13 protein-coding genes and 1 riboswitch are annotated in these 16,528 nt (G+C 71.1%); of the genes, 6 read left to right on the top strand and 7 right to left on the bottom strand.

Annotation, left to right across the window (positions count from 1 at the left end; genetic code table 11):
• Positions 1–4: 4 nt before the first annotated feature.
• Positions 5–2,170, top strand: a complete 2,166-nt coding sequence (locus tag J7I97_RS11715) for a bifunctional serine/threonine-protein kinase/ABC transporter substrate-binding protein (protein ID WP_214933552.1) — start codon at positions 5–7, stop codon at positions 2,168–2,170.
• Here the strand turns inward: J7I97_RS11715 and J7I97_RS11710 are convergent.
• Positions 2,143–2,895: a DUF4386 domain-containing protein gene (locus J7I97_RS11710; protein ID WP_308369335.1), complete on the bottom strand. Its 753-nt coding sequence runs from the start codon at positions 2,893–2,895 to the stop codon at positions 2,143–2,145. The two genes, J7I97_RS11715 and J7I97_RS11710, sit on opposite strands and share 28 nt — an antisense overlap.
• Positions 2,896–2,967: 72 nt before the next feature.
• On the opposite strand from J7I97_RS11710, the gene J7I97_RS11705 reads away from it, so the two are divergent.
• Positions 2,968–3,660, top strand: a complete 693-nt coding sequence (locus J7I97_RS11705; RefSeq protein WP_214933550.1) for a TetR/AcrR family transcriptional regulator C-terminal domain-containing protein — start codon at positions 2,968–2,970, stop codon at positions 3,658–3,660.
• Between the two features lie 167 nt (positions 3,661–3,827).
• On the opposite strand, the gene J7I97_RS11700 is transcribed toward J7I97_RS11705, so the two are convergent.
• From J7I97_RS11700 to J7I97_RS11690, 3 genes are read right to left on the bottom strand one after another with little or no spacing between them, the layout of a single operon-like run.
• On the bottom strand, positions 3,828–5,054 hold the full coding sequence (locus tag J7I97_RS11700; protein WP_214933548.1) for a hypothetical protein: 1,227 nt from the start codon (positions 5,052–5,054) through the stop codon (positions 3,828–3,830).
• A 42-nt stretch (positions 5,055–5,096) separates the two neighbouring features.
• Positions 5,097–5,330, bottom strand: a complete 234-nt coding sequence (locus J7I97_RS11695; protein WP_214933546.1) for a hypothetical protein — start codon at positions 5,328–5,330, stop codon at positions 5,097–5,099.
• Positions 5,327–5,566: a hypothetical protein gene (locus tag J7I97_RS11690; protein ID WP_214933544.1), complete on the bottom strand. Its 240-nt coding sequence runs from the start codon at positions 5,564–5,566 to the stop codon at positions 5,327–5,329. Before J7I97_RS11690 ends, J7I97_RS11695 begins: the two co-directional genes overlap by 4 nt.
• Positions 5,567–6,030: 464 nt before the next feature.
• On the opposite strand from J7I97_RS11690, the gene J7I97_RS11685 reads away from it, so the two are divergent.
• Positions 6,031–6,888, top strand: a complete 858-nt coding sequence (locus tag J7I97_RS11685; protein ID WP_214933543.1) for a caspase family protein — start codon at positions 6,031–6,033, stop codon at positions 6,886–6,888.
• A gap of 127 nt (positions 6,889–7,015) precedes the next feature.
• On the opposite strand, the gene J7I97_RS11680 is transcribed toward J7I97_RS11685, so the two are convergent.
• Complete coding sequence (locus J7I97_RS11680) at positions 7,016–7,684, bottom strand: YitT family protein (protein WP_214933541.1); 669 nt, start codon at positions 7,682–7,684, stop codon at positions 7,016–7,018.
• Positions 7,685–7,987: 303 nt separating this feature from the next.
• Here J7I97_RS11680 and J7I97_RS11675 point away from each other — a divergent pair, with 303 nt between their 5' ends.
• Both J7I97_RS11675 and J7I97_RS11670 read left to right on the top strand, forming a co-directional pair.
• On the top strand, positions 7,988–9,748 hold the full coding sequence (locus tag J7I97_RS11675) for a VanW family protein (RefSeq protein ID WP_251058716.1): 1,761 nt from the start codon (positions 7,988–7,990) through the stop codon (positions 9,746–9,748).
• 68 nt (positions 9,749–9,816) lie between these two features.
• Positions 9,817–10,053: a chaplin gene (locus J7I97_RS11670; RefSeq protein ID WP_214933537.1), complete on the top strand. Its 237-nt coding sequence runs from the start codon at positions 9,817–9,819 to the stop codon at positions 10,051–10,053.
• A gap of 81 nt (positions 10,054–10,134) precedes the next feature.
• On the opposite strand, the gene J7I97_RS11665 is transcribed toward J7I97_RS11670, so the two are convergent.
• On the bottom strand, positions 10,135–11,745 hold the full coding sequence (locus J7I97_RS11665; RefSeq protein ID WP_214933535.1) for a phospholipase D-like domain-containing protein: 1,611 nt from the start codon (positions 11,743–11,745) through the stop codon (positions 10,135–10,137).
• A gap of 354 nt (positions 11,746–12,099) precedes the next feature.
• Here J7I97_RS11665 and J7I97_RS11660 point away from each other — a divergent pair, with 354 nt between their 5' ends.
• Entirely contained in the window at positions 12,100–12,720 is a 621-nt protein-coding gene (locus J7I97_RS11660) for an L-threonylcarbamoyladenylate synthase (protein WP_214933533.1), read from the top strand.
• Positions 12,721–12,821: 101 nt separating this feature from the next.
• Positions 12,822–12,994: riboswitch (TPP riboswitch) on the top strand.
• A 44-nt stretch (positions 12,995–13,038) separates the two neighbouring features.
• On the opposite strand, the gene J7I97_RS11655 is transcribed toward J7I97_RS11660, so the two are convergent.
• Positions 13,039–16,434, bottom strand: a complete 3,396-nt coding sequence (locus tag J7I97_RS11655) for a CHAT domain-containing protein (RefSeq protein WP_214933532.1) — start codon at positions 16,432–16,434, stop codon at positions 13,039–13,041.
• Between the last annotated feature and the right edge of the window lie 94 nt (positions 16,435–16,528).

Below are 16,528 nucleotides of genomic sequence, written 5' to 3'. Positions count from 1 at the left end.
GCGGATGCGGCCTCTCGCCCCGTCCGACCCGGCCGCGATCGGCGGGCACCGGCTGCTGGGGCGCCTCGGCTCGGGCGGCATGGGCACCGTGTACCTGGGCCGGTCCCCCACCGGCGCCCTGCTGGCGGTCAAGGTGATCCGCGCCGACCACGCCGCGGAGCCGGCCTTCCGCGCCCGGTTCCGCCGTGAGGCCGAGGCCGCCGGGCGGCTGTCCGGGCGCTGGGTGGTCCCTGTGGTCGCCGCCGACCCGGATGCGCGCGAGCCCTGGCTCGCCACCCCGTTCGTTCCGGGGCCCTCACTGTCCGAGGCCGTCGGGCAGTACGGTCCACTGCCCGTAGCCAGCGTCCGTACGCTGGGGGCGCGGCTCGCCGAGGCACTGGAAGAGGTGCACTCCGCGGGCCTGGTCCACCGCGACGTCAAGCCGGGCAATATCCTGCTCGCCCCGGACGGGCCCCGCCTGATCGACTTCGGGATCGCGCGGGCGGCGGGGGCGACCACACTGACGGCCGTGGACGCGGTCGTCGGGACGCCGGGGTACCTGGCACCGGAGCAGGCCCGGGCGGGCGGCCCCGCGCCGGGCCCGGCGAGCGATCTGTTCTCCCTCGGCTGTGTCCTCGTGTACGCGGTGACCGGGCGCGGCCCCTTCGGCGGCGGGCACGTGGCCGCGGTGGTTTTCCGTACGGTGCACGAGGAGCCCGAACTCGAGGACGTTCCGGCCGAGTTGCTGGAACCTGTCGCGGCATGCCTGGCGAAGGACCCGGCCGCCCGGCCGGCTCCCGCCGGACTCCGCGCCCTCCTCGGCGGCGATGCGGCGGGCGCCGGGGACTGGCTGCCGGCGCCGCTGCCCCGGCTCATCGCCGAACTCTCCACCCGGGCCCTGGACCTGCCCGCCCCGGAGCCCACCCGGGCCGACGCGCCCGCGGCCCGCCGGGACCTCACCCCCGGCCGCCTCACCCCCGGCCGCCTCACCCGCAGGCGTCTGCTGACGGCCGGCGGCGCCCTGGTCGCCGCCGGCACCCCGATCGCCTGGTTCAGCTACCGCGAGCGGGGCGGGCGCAAGACACCGCCGCCGCGCGCCCGTGACCTGCCCACTCTCACCCTCGCCCTGCAGGCCGACCTGAGCGGGCCCGGGAAGGCGACCGGCCAGGCGCACGAGCGGGGCATGCGGCTGGCGGTGGAGCGGCACAACGCCCGGGCGGACGCCACTTTCCGGCTGGCCGTGCGCACCGCGGACGACGGCGGCGACGCCACACGCGCCGGACAGGCCGCCAAGGAGCTGATCGCCGACCCCACGGTGGTCGCTCTCATCGGCCCCACCTGGGACGCGGCCGTGCCGAAGCTGGCCGCCGCCTGCCTCGCGGCGGATCTCGCCCAGCTGCTGGTCTCGGTGAACACCGTGCAGACCGCCCAGTCGCAATGGCGGACCCTGTGTGACACCCGCGCGGGCGCCGACAGCATGGCCCTCCCGCTGCTCCACTACTTGTCCCGGGTGCGCCCGGCACACCGTACGGGTGTGGTGGAGGACTCCGGGACCGGCGAGCCCGCCTGGCAGCTCACCCGTGCCTTCCAGCAGTCCCCGCCGTCGCAGGGCACGGTGAGCGTCCACCGGATACCGGAGGGCGGCTCCGACTTCGCCGGGGCCGTACGCGCCCTCACCGGGGCACGGGCCGAGGCCGCCGTGTACGCGGGTACGTCGCCGGAGCGCGCCGCCGAGCTGGCGCGGGCGCTGACCGCGGCGGGATTCCAGGGCCCGCGCCTGGCGGTCGAGCAGGCGATGGAGGCCGCGTTCCTCACCGCCGCCGGTCCGGCGGCGGAGGGCTGGCTGTTCGGCGCCTTCTTCACCGACTCGCCGGCGGTGCCCGCCGCTGCCGAGTTCGTCGCCGCCCACCGGACCGCGTACGGCGAACCGCCGGCCCGCTGGGCGGCCGAGGCGTACGACGCGGTGGGCTTGATCGCCACCGCCCTGAGCGGCCTGGAGGGCGAGGGGCGTGACCGTCCGGGCCTGTCCCGCCGCATCTTCCGGACGACGTATCAGGGCGTGGTCAAGCAGCTGGGCTTCGACGCCGTCACGCATGTGCTGTCCGGCGACCGCACCGCCCACCTGTACCGGGTCGAATCGGGCGCGTTCCGGTACCTGGGCCTCTACCCGGACGTACGCTCAGCGCAGTGAGGGAGAGGGTTGAACCCCTTGGCTATGAGCCGGACGGCAAGCGTCACCTCCCAGGCGAATACCGGGATGGCCGCGAGGGACCCCGCCACGGAGACCTGCTCGTAGAGCCCGAACATCACGGCGGTCGCGGAAGCGCAGATCAGCGGTCCCCCGACCAGCCCCAACACGGCGATGAACCGGGGCACAAGGCCCGACCTGTACATCAGGCAGGCCAGCACCAGCGTGTTCGCCCCCAGGATGAAGTTGGGCCCGAAGAGGAACGTCCAGTCGTGGATCGCCACCAGGGTTTTGCCGACCGTGACGAGGGACGCGGTATCGGCGCCCGCATCTCCCGCGGAGTCCCTCCTCAGGGTCACGACCGACAGAACGCTGATGGTGCCGACGACGATGACGGCGGCTTCGAGAAGGCGACCGCAGACATAGCCGAGGGCGGCCCCCTCGTTCTGCCTCTTGATGACCGGGAACAGGGTGACCCCGGTGCCGACGACCGCCATCGCCAGGACGATTTCGAACAACGCCCCCAGGAACACGCGGGTGTCAGCGCCACCGGAACCGACGACGTAATCAGCTCCCTTCAGAACGGGGCCGTACAGCGCGAGCCCGCCGATCGCGGCGATCTCGGTGACAACGAAGAACACGCCTGCGACGACCGCGACTCTTCTGGTTGAGCTCATCTGGACCTGGACCTCCCCTTGATTGGTGTACACCGTACACCTGACGCTCACGTTAGGCGTACGCCGTACACTCGTCAAGACGGGACGGGCGGTCCACGACTGATCACAAGGGAGCTCACCGAGATGACTCAGCAGCCGGAGGCGACGCGCCGGGCACCCCTGAACAGGGACCGGGTACTGCGCGCCGCCGTCGCACTCGCCGACGACATCGGGATCGAGGCTCTGAGCATGCGCAAGCTCGCGCAGGAGCTGGGCGTCGTACCGATGGCGCTCTACAAGCACGTCGCCAACAAGGAGCAACTCCTGGACGGCATGGTGGAGATCGTCGTGGGCGAGATCGACCCCCCGGCGGCCGGATCCGACTGGAAGAGCGCGGTCCGCCGGCGCGTCCTCTCGGCGCGACGCGCCCTCCTGGGGCACGCCTGGGCATCTCAAGTCATCCAGTCGCGAACCCACCCGGCAGCGGCCGTCCTGGAGTACATGGACTCGGTGATCGGAATGTTCCGGCTCGGCGGCTTCTCCCTCGACCTCACCCACCACGCGATGCACGCCATGGGCAGCCGCGTACTGGGCTTCACCCAGGAGCTGTTCGACGACTCACCGAGCCTCGACCCGCAAGTCCAGGAGGTCGCGTTCCGGGAGATGGCGGAGAAATACCCCTACGTCACGGAACTGGCCAAGTCGGTGGCCCACGACGGGAAGACCGTCGTGGGCCAAGGCTGTGACGACCAGTTCGAGTTCGAGTTCGCCCTGGACCTCCTCCTGGACGGCTTCGACCGCCTCCGGCAGCAGGGCTGGACGTCCGCCGGCCACTAGGTCCTGTCGTCAAAGTAGCGCCGGTAAGGCCTGCGGCGTCCGGCGCCGTGCATCGCAAGGCGGAGGGGCGCCCGTGTACTGGACGTACTCGGGCGCCCCGACAACGCGGCGAGGTGCGGTGCCGGGCGCCGCAGGCCAGGCGGGACTTTGACGACAGGGCCTAGGACTCAGCGCTGGGCCACCATGCCGTTGAGGAACTCCAGCCGCTGCTGGCTCAACCGCAGGAGGCGGGGTTCGAGTGAGGGCAGGGCACGCAGCAGGCGGATGAGTTCGGGACCGGCGTCGCGGGCTGCTGCCCGGTCCTTGAGCTGGGTCCAGCAGTAGAGGGCGCCGGCCGCCGCGGCGAGCACCTCCGGGGAGTCCGGGGGCTGCTGCGACAGGCGGCTTCGGCCGACGTTGATCCAGAGCTGGGTCGCCGACCGGTAATTGCCTGCCATCCGGGCGAGGTCGGCCCGGATCTCCGCCCAGTGGGTGGCCTCCGGCGAGGTGCACCCGTGGGTTTGCAGCACATGCTGCTCCCAGGCTTGCGCGAGCGTGGCCGCCTCACCGTGCCGGCCGGTGGCGGCCAGGGCGTGGATGTGGGGCCTCGGGTCCTGCGGCGGGGGCGCGGCCGGACCCGGTGTGACCGGCCCAGGCGCGGCCGGACCCGGTGTGACCGCCGGAGCGGGAGCGGGAGCGGGAGAAGGGGAGGCGGCCCGCCCCGCGGTGGTCGGGGCGGCCAGCTCGCGGGTGGCGGGCAGGATGATGGTGCCCGGCGGCAGAGCGGCGGCCCCCACCGAGAAGGCGTGCAGGTGCAGGTTGGCGGGTCGGGTGGGGCTGCGGCGCAGCTGGTCGATCCACTGACGGGTGTAGGAGCTGACCGTGTTGCCGCCGCCGGCGAAGGCAGGCGGGAGGACCACTCCGTACACCTCCGCGGAAGACGAAGCGGGCAGGCCTCCGTACTCCTGCAGCACCGGCCATGCGGGCTTGTCGGCGACGAGGTCGAGTACCACCGTGGTCAGCCCGGCGGGCCGGGACCGCAGTTCGGTGCCGAGCCACTCCCAGGGAAGCGCCGTGTAGCGGACCGAGGATGCCGCGGTGCCGGCCAGTGCCAGGTGGAGATGGCGGCCGCGCCGGTCGAGCGTGAGCCGGCCCGAGAGGTAGACCAGCAGCGGGCCCGGCGTGGCAGCGGCCGCACGCAGCCGCATCAGCACGGTGTTGGGGTCGCGGGCCCCGTCGAGGTACGTGGTGTCGCTGGGGACCTGACTGTTCAGCAACAGCTCGGGGGGCACCACGCCGAGCGCCGCCAGGTTCGCACTCGGCGCGACCTGAACGGCACGACGCCGGACGGCGGCATCACCCGCTACGAGAAGAACATGCCCCCGCTGCTGCCGGCCCGCCCCATCGATGTGCATGAACAGACCGTACTCACTGCGATGAGCCCGCTGCCATCAAGGTCACCCCGACGGTGACGCCGGCCAGACCTCGGGCCCTCCGCCGCGCCACTCCACGAGCTCGGGGTCGGCAAGATCCAGGTCCTCCGCGTTCTCCATTCCCGCGCCGGCGAGGAAGACGGGGATGTCGCTCATCCGGTGCGCGGTACCGAGGCTCTGCCCGCCGTAGCGCACCCGCCGCCGGCCGTGCTGGTCCGGCGGGAACACGACGAGGCGAAGCCCGGCCCCGCCGCTCATGCCGCCCTCACCCATCCGCGGGCCCTCGTCAGACGGCGGAGCTCGACCCGGTCGGCCGCCGAGCTGCCCGGGCACGCCCAGTAGGGGTGGGCGGAGATCCGGCAGGAGAGCGCGATCAGGCGCCGCCGGAGCGCGGTCGCGCTTTCGGCGGCGGGCTGCCGGGCCAGGTGCCGGTAGGTGCGGAGCCACTGGGCCTGGAGCTCGACCAGGTCGTCGGGGAAGGAAGTACTTGCCATCCCCTAATTCAATCATGTGTTCGATTTCCAGCGCGAACGGAGAGGCCGCGTCCACAGCGGCTTCCACGCGCCGCATGGCCGCCTCGGTCGCCGGCTTGACCGTCACCGCGATGTTGGCGGCGCGGCCGTCGTCGGTGACGGCGGCCGTGTAGGTGCGGGTACGGCCGTCGACCGACGCGCTGCCGCCGGAGGGAAGGGAACGCGTGGGATGCGTGCTCGGCACGAACAACTCCTGTGGGTTCGATGGGAATCGAGTGGTTCGTTGCCGGGCTCAGCATCTCCGGATGCGGTCGCGCGGGGGGATCCGGCTACCCACCCGCTCCGAGGTGGGGCCAACCCACCTCCGCCGCACACGGGCATCCGGCCGCCCCGCCACCCGAATAGCGGCCAGCCCTGATTCAGACGGCGGCGGCCACGGGAACCCATGCTGGCGACCCCCACTCCTCCCCCTCCAAGGAGTCCCCGTGCCCACAGGTATCTCCCTCCACGTCGGCCTCAACAGGGTCGATCCCACCAAGTACGAAGGGTGGGACGGACAGCTCGTGGCCTGCGAGAACGACGCCCGCGACATGGCGGCGCTGGCCCGCGCCAGCGGGTTCGAGGACACGTTGGTGCTGACCGAGAAGGGAACGGCGGACAACATCACCGCCGAGCTGCGCAAGGCCGCCAAACGGCTCAAGAGCGGGGACATCCTGCTCTTCACGTACTCGGGGCACGGCGGTCAGATGGCCAACCTCGCGGGCGGCGACATCGAGGTCGACCGACAGGACGAGACGCTGGTGTTCTTCGACCGCCAGTTCCTCGACGACGAGTTGTACCGCGAGTTCCAGCAGTTGGCCGAGGGCGTACGGGTCTTCGTGCTGCTGGACTGCTGCCACAGCGGCACGGCCATCGAGTCCGTCCGCGAGACGCTGACGCCGCAGGCACTGGAGGCACAGTTCCAGACCGCGGACCCCGGGCAGATCGAGGCCGCGGCCCGGATGATGCCATGGCCGAAGCAGCAGCAGCTCTTCGAGCGCGACCGGGACCACTACGAGAAGCTCCAGCGCGAGCTCAAGGCCGCCAAGGCGAACAACGGCCGGGTACCGGACGCGATCCTGATCGCCGCCTGCCAGGACAACCAGGTCGCCTCCGACGGCAGCGTCAACGGGCTGTTCACCGAGCGACTGCTCAAGGCGTGGGACAAGGGCGGGTTCCTCGGTGGATACCGCGAATTCCATCGCGGCATCCAGAAGATCATGCCCCCCAACCAGAGCCCGAACTTCTACACCACGGGCACACCCAGCCAGGATTTCCTCGACCAGAAGCCCTTCAGCATTTGAATCTGACGCACCCTCGGCGCGGAGGCGAAGGGTCCGTGCATGCGCGAGGCGAAGGGTCCGTCACTCGGTGGCGGACCCTTCCGTCACATCCGTCGCTCGGTGGCGGACCCTTCCGTCACACCGGGCGTCAGCAGCTCGCAACGGCCGGTTCCGGGGTATCGGCCGGTCGGCCGGCAAGCGGGCCTTCCGCCTCGGGGAGGGCGAACACGCGCAGGAAGAGCTGGGACAGCGGGCCGATGGCCAGCGCGTACGCGACGGTGCCGATGCCGACGGTGCCGCCGAGCAGGAAGCCGGCCGCGAGGACGGTGAGCTCGATCCCGGTACGCACCAGCCGCAGCGACCGTCCGGTGCGGCGGTGCAGTCCGGTCATGAGGCCGTCACGTGGCCCCGGCCCGAAGCTGGCGGCGATGTAGAGGCCGGTGGCGACACCGTTGAGGACGATGCCCGCCGCCAGCAGGGCCGCCTGCGGCACGGCGCCGTGCACGTCCGGGAGTACGGCGAGCGTGGCATCCATGGACAGGCCGACGGCGAACACATTGGACACGGTGCCGAGCCCTGGCCGCTGCCGCAGGGGCACCCACAACAGCAGGACCAGCGCTCCGACGGCCACGGACACAGTGCCGATACTCCAGCCGATGCGCTCGGCGAGCCCTTGGTGGAAGACGTCCCACGGGTCCAGCCCCAGCCCCGCGCGGACCAGGAACGCCGAGCTCGCGCCGTACAGGGCGAGTCCCACGTAGAGCTGTGGCAGCCGACGGGTGAGGCGGCTTGCGGGGCGAGGAGGGGCGAAGGACACCAGTGGATCCTTTTCTTCAGGGCCAAAGACCAACGGACCTACGGTGTGGCATCCCGATCTCATCGACACAGGGCCAATCCCGGGCAAGTGGCCTTTCTTTTGGGGCGCGAATCCCGTCCTGCGCCGACCAGTCTCCCGTCGTGAGCATCGGCACATTTTTGACCCTTTTCGTCCGAATTCGCTGATGCTTGTGTCCGGTCTGGCCCATTTCGGTCCTCGGGTGGGGTGCCAGGCACCACACCGACTACCAGCGCCACCGGGAGAGACATGCGACGTGCACACCGGCTTACGGACAACTGGCGGATGACCCTGCCCCTGGCGGGCGGGGCCGCGGTACTGGCCTTCGGCGGCCTCTACGTCACCGGCCTGGCCGTGGCCGGAGACGACATAGCCGACGGCACCCGGGTGCGCGGTGTCGACATCGGCGGCATGAGCCGCTCCGAGGCCAAGGCCGTCCTGGACCGCGAGCTCGGCCCGGCCGCGGCCGCGCCGATGGAGCTGAAGATCGGCGAGCGGACCGAGAAGGCCTCCCCCGCCTCCTTCGGCCTGTCCCTCGACTCCACGTCCACCACCGAGCGCGCCTCGAACACCGGATCCGACCCCTTCACCGTGATCGGACGCCTCTTCGCCCCGGAGAAGGACCGCGACGTGGAGCCCGTGATCCGCGTGGACAACCCCTCCGGCACGGCGGCCCTCGAACGGCTCGCCGCCGCCGGACGCGAGGCCCGCGACGGCGCCATCACCTTCGACGACGGCACGGCCAAGGTCAACGCCCCCGTCACCGGTGTCGCCCTGCGGGCCGACCGGGCGGCGGACACCGTCCGCGCCGCCTACCTGCGCCCGGAGGCCGGCCCGGTCGCGCTGCCGGTGGAGCAGAAGCCTCCGGCCGTGGGCCCGCAGGAGGTCGCACGGGCCATGAAGGAGTTCGCCGAGCCGGCGATGTCCGGCCCGGTCACCCTCACCCTCGCCGGGAAGCCCATCGTCATTCGCCCGGAGGTGCTCGGCAGGTACCTGACGCTCACGCCGGACGGCCACGGCCGCCTCGTGCCGGAGCTCGACGCGAAGGGGCTGCTCGCCGACCCGGCGGTCTCCCGGCAGGTGGCCTCGGCCGCCCCGGAGCCGCGAGGCGTCACCTTCCGCGTCGACGCCGCGAACCGGGCGGTAGTCACCGAGGACGGGCGCAGCGGCACACAGGTCACCGCCAAGGCCCTCCGCGAGGCCGTCCTCCCGCTGCTGACGCGCTCGGGTGAGGCCCGTACCGGGGAGCTGGCCGCGACGATCGTCCACCCACGCCTGACGGCCGAGGCCGCGCAGCGCCTCGGGATCAAGGAAAAGGTCTCCTCCTTCACCGTCGCCTTCCCGGCCGCGCCCTACCGGAGCACCAACATCGGGCGCGCCGTGGAGCTGATCAACGGTTCCGTCGTCCTCCCGGGCGAGACGTGGAGCTTCAACAAGACGGTCGGCGAGCGGACCAAGGAGAACGGGTTCGTCGACGGCATCATGATCAACAACGGCCAGTACGTGAAGTCGCCCGGCGGCGGCGTCTCGGCGGTCGCGACGACCATGTACAACGCCATGTTCTTCGCGGGCGTCGAGCCGGTGGAGCACGGGGCGCACTCCTTCTACATCGAGCGGTACCCCGAAGGCCGCGAGGCCACCGTCGCCTGGGGCACCCTCGACCTGCGCTGGAAGAACGACACCGGCCACGCGCTGTACGTCCAGGCCGAGTCGACCGACACCTCCGTGACCATCACCCTCCTGGGCACGAAGAAGTACGACGATATACGCGCCACCCAGGGCCCGCGCACCAACATCACACCGCCGGGCAAGCGCACGGGCACCGGCCCCACCTGCGAGGTGCAGACCCCGCTCGAAGGGTTCGACGTCGCCGTCGACCGCGTCTTCGTCCAGGGCGGCCAGGAGGTCGACCGGGAGACGTTCCGTACGCACTACACCCCGCGTGACGAAGTGACCTGCGGCCCGGAGACCCCGACGGCTACCCCGACCGCCGCCCCGGTCGCCGCGACCGGCTCCTCCTCCGCACCACGGCCCACGAGTGGGTGAATGCCGGGGCCTCACACCGGCTCTGCGGTGGGATGGGTCCGCACACCCTCATTCGATGGGAGACCCACATGAAGATCCGTACCGTGGCCGCCGTGGCTTGCCTGGTTCTCAGCGCGACGCTCGGCGGTGTCGGTGCCGCTGCGGCTGACAGCGAGGCCCACGGCGTCGCCATCGGCTCGCCGGGCGTTCTCTCCGGCAACGTGGTCCAGGTGCCGATCCACATTCCGATCAACATCTGCGGCAACAGCGTCAACATCATCGGGGTGCTGAACCCGGCGGCCGCCAACGTCTGCATCAACGACTGACAGGCGCCGCAAGTGGTGCCACCGGAGCTTCCGGTGGCACCACTTCGCGTTTCAGGTCAGGTCAGGTCAGGTCAGGTCACGTCAGGCCTGGCAGATGCCGCGTTCGTAGTCGACGGTGGCGGTCGGCTGGGAGTAGTGCCACTGGGGGTTCAGCAGCTGGGTGGTGAGCTGCTGGGCGGCGGCGGGGCTCTCGACCACGTAGCCGAAGTCCTGGAGCCAGGAGGGGTAGAGGTTCTTCGACCCGATGTAGAAGGCGGAGTCGTCCACGGAGACCAGCTTGTGGTGCTGCGCGTACGGATGGCCGTCCGCCCACTTCGCAGCGGCCGAGCTGCGGAACGTGGCCAGCTGGAGGTTCGAGCACATGGCGGTGCGGGCCGTGCGCTGGTCTCCGGTCACCAGGGCGAGGCGGTCGCGGAGGGTGTCGCTGATCTCGGAGAGGGACTTGATCTGCGAGTAGCCTCCGCTGCCGACGGCGCCCCGGTTGGCGGGGTCGCTGACGACGATGCGGACCTTCACGCCGGCGGCCATCTTGGCGGCGAGGGCGTCGTAGACGCGGATGTCGTAGCGGGGCAGCGGCGGGCAGGTGGCGTTGAGGTCCTGCTGGGAGATCTCGATGTGCCGGTCGGCGCTGGAGATCAGGGTCCGCAGGGCGCTCTCCTCCGGATTGACCGTGTCGTAGTCGCGGTCGGCGTTGGTGTTGTCGTGGAGGCCTACGACGCACTTGGTGTCCGGGGCGGTGGGCAGGACCGGCCGGAAGGTGGAGGCGGGGTCGTTGCGCATGATGCCGACGCCGAGTCCGCCGACGGCGATCACCGGTGCGTCGCCCGCGGGCGCCGGGGTCCTCGCGGTGCTCTTCGGCAGGGACGGCATGCAGCCCGCGCCGTTGGAGGAGGCGAACCAGACGCTGGCGATGTTGCTCTTGTTCTGGCAGGTCCAGGACCACAGTTCGTCCAGGTAGCGGCTTGCGGAGGCGGCCGCCGGACCCTTGAGCGCGAGGTCGACGTCAGCCACCGGGTGGGCGGTGTCCAGGTAGTCGTCCTTCCAGCTGTTGATGCCGCCGGTGACCACCGACTGGCCGTCGACCACGAGGATCTTGGAGTGGTTCCAGGAGAACGCGGTCTTGGACGTCGTCATCGAGGCAACGTTGAGGTCGATGTTCCGCGCGTCTGCTCCGAGCCTGGCGACGAGCTCGTCCCGGTACTTCGACGGCACCACGTTCATGTGGTAGAGCGGCGCGGCCCCGACCAGGATGCGCACCTTGAGCTTGTTGCCGCCGGCGGCCGAGGCCTTGAGACCGGCGACGACGGCGTCCTGGAACGCGCCGTTGGGGAAGGGTGCGAGGGTCGATATGTCGACGGTCTGCTCCGCCTGGGAGATGTTCTCGGTGATCTTCGAGAGCAGACGCTCCGTTCCCGGCCGCGCGGCGCAGGTGTCGTCGCCCCAGCAGCCGGGGGTCTGCAGCAGCCAGTCGCCCCGGCCGGGCGCCGACGCGTCCAGGGAGTTGCCGCTGGTGCGCTCCCATACGCGGCCTTCCAGGCCGGGGGAAACCTGGCGCAGTGCCTGCTCGACGGCGTCGAGGTGCGGTGTCTCGGCGGCGGTGGCCGGGACGGCGGGCAGCAGGGCGATGAGTACGGCCGCTGCCGCGGCGCGGGTGACGAGGCGGGACGGCCGGGAAAGCGAGTGGCGGAGCAATGTGGGTTCCTTGCGCGAGTGGTGCCGTCGCCGCGCCGCCCCACGATGGGCCCTGACAGGGAGACAGCAAGATCAACTCGCGGAAACTATCAGTCCGATAAAAGGGCAACATGCCTCATATATCGAAATCAGCCACTGCTTCCGCACGGCGCCAGAGGAGCGGAATGTTCATTTCCATACGGACCGTTGCGGCTCCGACCAGTCCGGGAACGGCTCCGGCGTCGACTCCGGTTGTTCACCTGCGCTTTGGCCCGTAGGGGGATGATGTCCGCATTCCGCCTGCGCCACGGACACCTGGTTGGGGCACCCGCACGCAATCGGAGTGCCCGCGCCCCGATCCCGTAGGCTCAGCGGATGGCGAAGTACTTCGACGTTCACCCCCAGAACCCTCAGCAGCGCACGATCAGCAGCATCGCTGCCAGCATCCGCTCCGGCGGGCTCGTCGCGTACCCGACGGACTCCTGCTACGCGCTCGGGTGCCAGCTGGGAAACCGCGACGGCGTATCCCGGATCCGGTCGATCCGGAACCTCGACGACCGTCATCACTTCACCCTTGTGTGCCAGAACTTCGGGCAGCTGGGCCAGTTCGTGCACTTCGACAACGACGTGTTCCGCGCGATCAAGGCCGCCACACCCGGCAGCTACACCTTCATCCTCCCCGCGACGAAGGAGGTGCCGCGCCAGCTGTTGCACCCGAAGAAGAAGACGGTCGGGGTCCGCATTCCCGACCACGTCGCCACCCAGGCGCTGCTCGCCGAACTCGGTGAGCCGCTGCTGTCGAGCACGCTGCTCCTGCCCGACGAGGCCGAGCCGATGACGCAGGGCTGGGAAATCAAGGAACGGCTCGACCACGAGGTGGACGCCGTGGTCGACTCCGGCGACTGCGGGACCGAGCCGACCACGGTCATCGACTTCTCCAGCGGCGAGGCCGAGATCGTACGCCGGGGTGCGGGCGACACCAGTCGATTCGAATAGCCACGCCCCACGGGGTTGCCACCCCTCCCCCAGGCCGATGAAAAATACCGACATAGGCCGTTCCATCTGGTGCAAACAGGACTATTCTGTTAGCAGGCCTATGAGGCGAGCGAGGGAGCTCGACCGGAGTAGCCGACTTGGGCGGAATGATTTGGTGTCCGCCGCGGCCGACGTCGACGGTCTGGCTGAGAGGCGTAACGGTCGGGAGACCGAAGCGCGACCCCCAGCACCTGATCCGGACAATGCCGACGCAGGGAGCCCGTTTCATAGGTCGTTTGTGTGCGAGCGCGCCGTTCTGGCGCGCTTGCCCCTTTTTGTTCACGCGCCGGCATGGAGGTAGGCCGCCCAGAGCGAGGGGGTCGCCGGGTAGCGGTCACGCACCGCTCGAATGGTGTGGTGCAAGGCCGTGGCGGCCTGATCCGGGTCGAGCGTTCCGGCCGGGCCGGTGGTCAGGTGCGTGTAGAAGGACTCGGCGACCTCGACGGCCAGGCGGTCGTCGATCGGCCACAGCGTTCCGACGACGTGGGGGAAGCCGGCGAGCTGGAAAGCGCTGGTGAGGTGGATGGCCTCGTCGATCGGGCCCGATCTGAGGCTCGCGGTGTCACAGGCGGAGAGATAGGCGAGCCGGGCGCGCTCGAGATTGACCTGGGCCAGCGCGGAGACGGTCAGCGGTGTGGTGGCGTGGTCGTGAAGGAGGAGCATGCTCCGAGACGGGTCGGTCCCGTCGCTCGCGCCGTGACAGGCGAAGTGGGCGATCGCGCACTCGGGGAGGCGGGCGAGGACGGTCGCGGCGGTCGGGAAGTCGGCGGTCGGGAAGTCGGCGGTTTGGGCGGTGGCGGTCGGGGTGTCGGCGCTGGGAGGGAGAGCGGTGCCGTCGGGTGCCGGGGCGGGTTCGGTGAGCTGCACCGGGCGGGGCAGGAGCTCCCGGATCCGGCGGGCTTCCTCCGCGACGTAGGGCAGCGGGGTATGGCCGGGGGTGGTCGGCATGGCGACGACCAGGGACCGCGGCTGGTCGGCGGGCAGCTGGTCGGCGGGCCGGGAACGGCGCCGACGCGCGTGGCGCAGGGCGCGGATGGTGGGGGTGTAGGAGGAGATCACCCGGTCCAGAACGGTACGGCGGCCAGGGCCGTCCTGGGGGTCGGTGTGGTGGCCGGCGGCATGCAGGGGCAGCAGCCCGAGGAGCCCGCCCGGTGCCCACCACACGCGTGGCAGCGCTTCCCCGTTCTGGGAGGGAGTACTCACTTCGCTCGAGGCAGCCAGGGCGGTGAGGGCCGGCTCGGCCGCCGTCTCCCAGAGCCATTCCAGGATCTGACGCAGCGCCCGCTGCGCCGTCACCCGGTCGCCGTCGGGCGCTGCCGCCTCGGCCAGTGCCCCGCGGAAGGCGGTGACCCGGTCGAGGACGGTGTCCAGACTGAGTCCGGGCAGCGGGCATGAGGTGACGCCATCGCGGGTGAGCAGGAGCGCGTCGCTGCGGTATTGGCTGATGTTGAACGTCACCACGGGGCCGTGCGCGGCTTCGGCCAGGAGGTCGTCGAGGGTGGGGGGCAGGCCGAAGGCGGCGAACCCTTCGCAGGTTCGAATGCGCCCCAGCAATTCGTCCAGTTCCGCCACCAGCTGGTGGCGCTCACGTCCCGTCCTCCCTCGCCGGTCCGCACCGGTCGCGGTGGCCGCCGTGGCGGGGTCCTGGTCCAACAGCTCGCGCAGCTCGGAGAAATGTGCGGCCAGGTGGGGGTACTGGTCGCGCAGGTCGGTCAGGTCACTTCGGCTGTCCAGCGCTTGGGACAGGAGTACGGCGCGTCCGGCCTCCAGCAGGCGCAGTGCCCGGGCGGCCCGTTCCCCCGAGGTGCCGCTCGTGTCCGCCAGGGCCAGGGCGGCCGCGTCGGCGGTGAGACCCGCGGTTTTGCGGCTGTCGAGGGCGTGCTGCTGGTCACCGCGCCGCAGTCGACGTGGTGCGATCGTAGGCAGCATCAGCACGGCCCGCTCCAGGAGCCCGGCCGCCCGGCCGGGCTCCGAGTCGGCAGCCAGCATCGCCGCCGCACGCGCCGCATGGAGCCGCATCGACGGCGGGCCCGTCTCCACCTCGACCGCCCGCTCCCAGAGGGACACCGCCTCTTCCCGGTCGGCCGGTCCGCCAGTTCGCTCGGACCGCACCCGCAGGGCGTTGGCGAGCCTGTTCAGGTGTGTCGCGTGGTCGGGGTGGTCGTCCGGGGAGATCCCGACGGTCGCGCGACCGATCTCCACCGCCTCATCCAGATCCTTGAGGTCCCCCGTGCGCTCGAACCGCGCACGCAGGGCGATCCCGAGGTTGGACAGGCACTTGGCGTAGTTGGGGTGGTCGTGCGGGGTGGCCTCGACGGCACCTCGGCTCACCTGCACCGCCTCGTCGAGATCCTTGAGGTCTCCCGCGTGCTCGAACCGCGCGCGCAGGGCGTTGCCGAGGCTCGACATCCGCATGGCGAGGGCCGGGTGGTCGTGTGGGGTCGCCCGGACCGCGGTACGGCCCGCTTCCACCGCCTCATCCAGATCCGCGGACTCCCCCATCCGCTCGAACCGCACCTTCAAGGCGATACCGAGGTTGGAGAGGAGGCCCGCCCGGATGGGGTGGTGGCGGGGCGCGGCGCGGACGGCGGCGCGCCGCGTCTCCACCGCGTCGTCCAGGTCCCCCGACTCCCCGACATGTTCGAACCGGGCCTCCAAGGCGTTGCCGAGGTTGGTCAGGCGGATGGCGAGGTTGGGGTGGTCGGGTGGGGTCGCCCGGACGGCGGCACGACCCAGCTCCACCGCCTCATCCAGATCCGCCAGCTCCCCCGTGCGCTGGTACCGCGCCCACAAGGCGATACCGAGGTTGGACACGCGGCCCGCCCGCTCGGGGTGGTCGTGGGCGGTCGCCCGGACGGCGGCACGACCCAGCTCCACCGCCTCGTTCAGGTCCGCCGGGTCCCCCATCCGCTCGTACCGCGCCCACAGGGCGACGCCGAGGTTGGACAGGACGCGCCCACGGTCGGGGTAGTCGGGCGGCGCGGACTGCACGGCGTCTCGGTTCGCCTCCACCGCCTCGTCCAAGTCCCTGAGGTCACCGATGCGGTTGAACCGCGCGCGCAGGGCGGTGCCCAGGTTGGTCAGGCGGCCCGCACGCTCGGGGTGGTCGTCGGCGGTCGCCCGGACGGCGGCACGACTCAGCTCCACCGCCTCGTTCAGATCCGCCAGCTCCCCCGTCCGCTCGAACCTCTCGCAAAGGGCGGAACCGAGGTTGGACTCGCATCTGGCGCGGTCGGGGTGGCCGTCGGGGAGGTTGCGCACGATACGTCCGAGCAATGTCACGGCCGATGTCAGAAGTGCGGGATCCTTGGCGCGCAATGCGAGATCGAGCAGGCCCTCCGCGGCATAGGCCGCCTGTGCGGCGAGGGCAGTGAGCAGCGGCTGAGGCAGGCTGTCCACTCCCACAACGAAGGACCACCCGAAGAAGCGGACCGCGGCCTCCCGGTCCTGTTCGCCCTGCCCTGGTCCGAGCGCCTGAGCACGGCGGTAGTGGAGCCAGCCCAGGGCACGCTGGGCTTCCTGATCCGGTACGCCCGTGTCGTGGGCGATGTCTTCCTCCAGGCGGCGTGCCTCGTCGAGCGCGGTCGGCTCCAGCACGGCGGACGGGTCTCCCGTGGCGGCCACCCGCTCCACCCGCGCCCGCACCGCTGCCAGCAGCTCTTCACGCTTTCGCATGCGCCCCACCCCTCACTGCGACATCATCAACTGTGAAAGATAGACGGCAAGTTGGCCGAGCCGGTCAAATTCGGACACGGTAGCCGCACAGCAG

It is taken from the genome of Streptomyces sp. ISL-87, assembly GCF_018614095.1.
GTDB lineage: Bacteria > Actinomycetota > Actinomycetes > Streptomycetales > Streptomycetaceae > Streptomyces.
The sequence above is the reverse complement of the archived record's forward strand: the minus strand, read 5'-3'. Positions and strand labels throughout refer to the sequence as shown.

What these genes read in the sequence shown, in the direction of transcription:
- J7I97_RS11715 (WP_214933552.1), top strand. Translation starts at nt 5, where the DNA reads ATGCGGCCTCTCGCCCCGTCCGACCCGGCCGCGATCGGCGGGCACCGG.
- J7I97_RS11705 (WP_214933550.1), top strand. Translation starts at nt 2,968, where the DNA reads ATGACTCAGCAGCCGGAGGCGACGCGCCGGGCACCCCTGAACAGGGAC.
- J7I97_RS11700 (WP_214933548.1), bottom strand. Translation starts at nt 5,054, where the DNA reads ATGCACATCGATGGGGCGGGCCGGCAGCAGCGGGGGCATGTTCTTCTC.
- J7I97_RS11695 (WP_214933546.1), bottom strand. Translation starts at nt 5,330, where the DNA reads ATGAGCGGCGGGGCCGGGCTTCGCCTCGTCGTGTTCCCGCCGGACCAG.
- J7I97_RS11690 (WP_214933544.1), bottom strand. Translation starts at nt 5,566, where the DNA reads ATGGCAAGTACTTCCTTCCCCGACGACCTGGTCGAGCTCCAGGCCCAG.
- J7I97_RS11675 (WP_251058716.1), top strand. Translation starts at nt 7,988, where the DNA reads ATGACCCTGCCCCTGGCGGGCGGGGCCGCGGTACTGGCCTTCGGCGGC.
- J7I97_RS11670 (WP_214933537.1), top strand. Translation starts at nt 9,817, where the DNA reads ATGAAGATCCGTACCGTGGCCGCCGTGGCTTGCCTGGTTCTCAGCGCG.
- J7I97_RS11660 (WP_214933533.1), top strand. Translation starts at nt 12,100, where the DNA reads ATGGCGAAGTACTTCGACGTTCACCCCCAGAACCCTCAGCAGCGCACG.
- J7I97_RS11655 (WP_214933532.1), bottom strand. Translation starts at nt 16,434, where the DNA reads ATGCGAAAGCGTGAAGAGCTGCTGGCAGCGGTGCGGGCGCGGGTGGAG.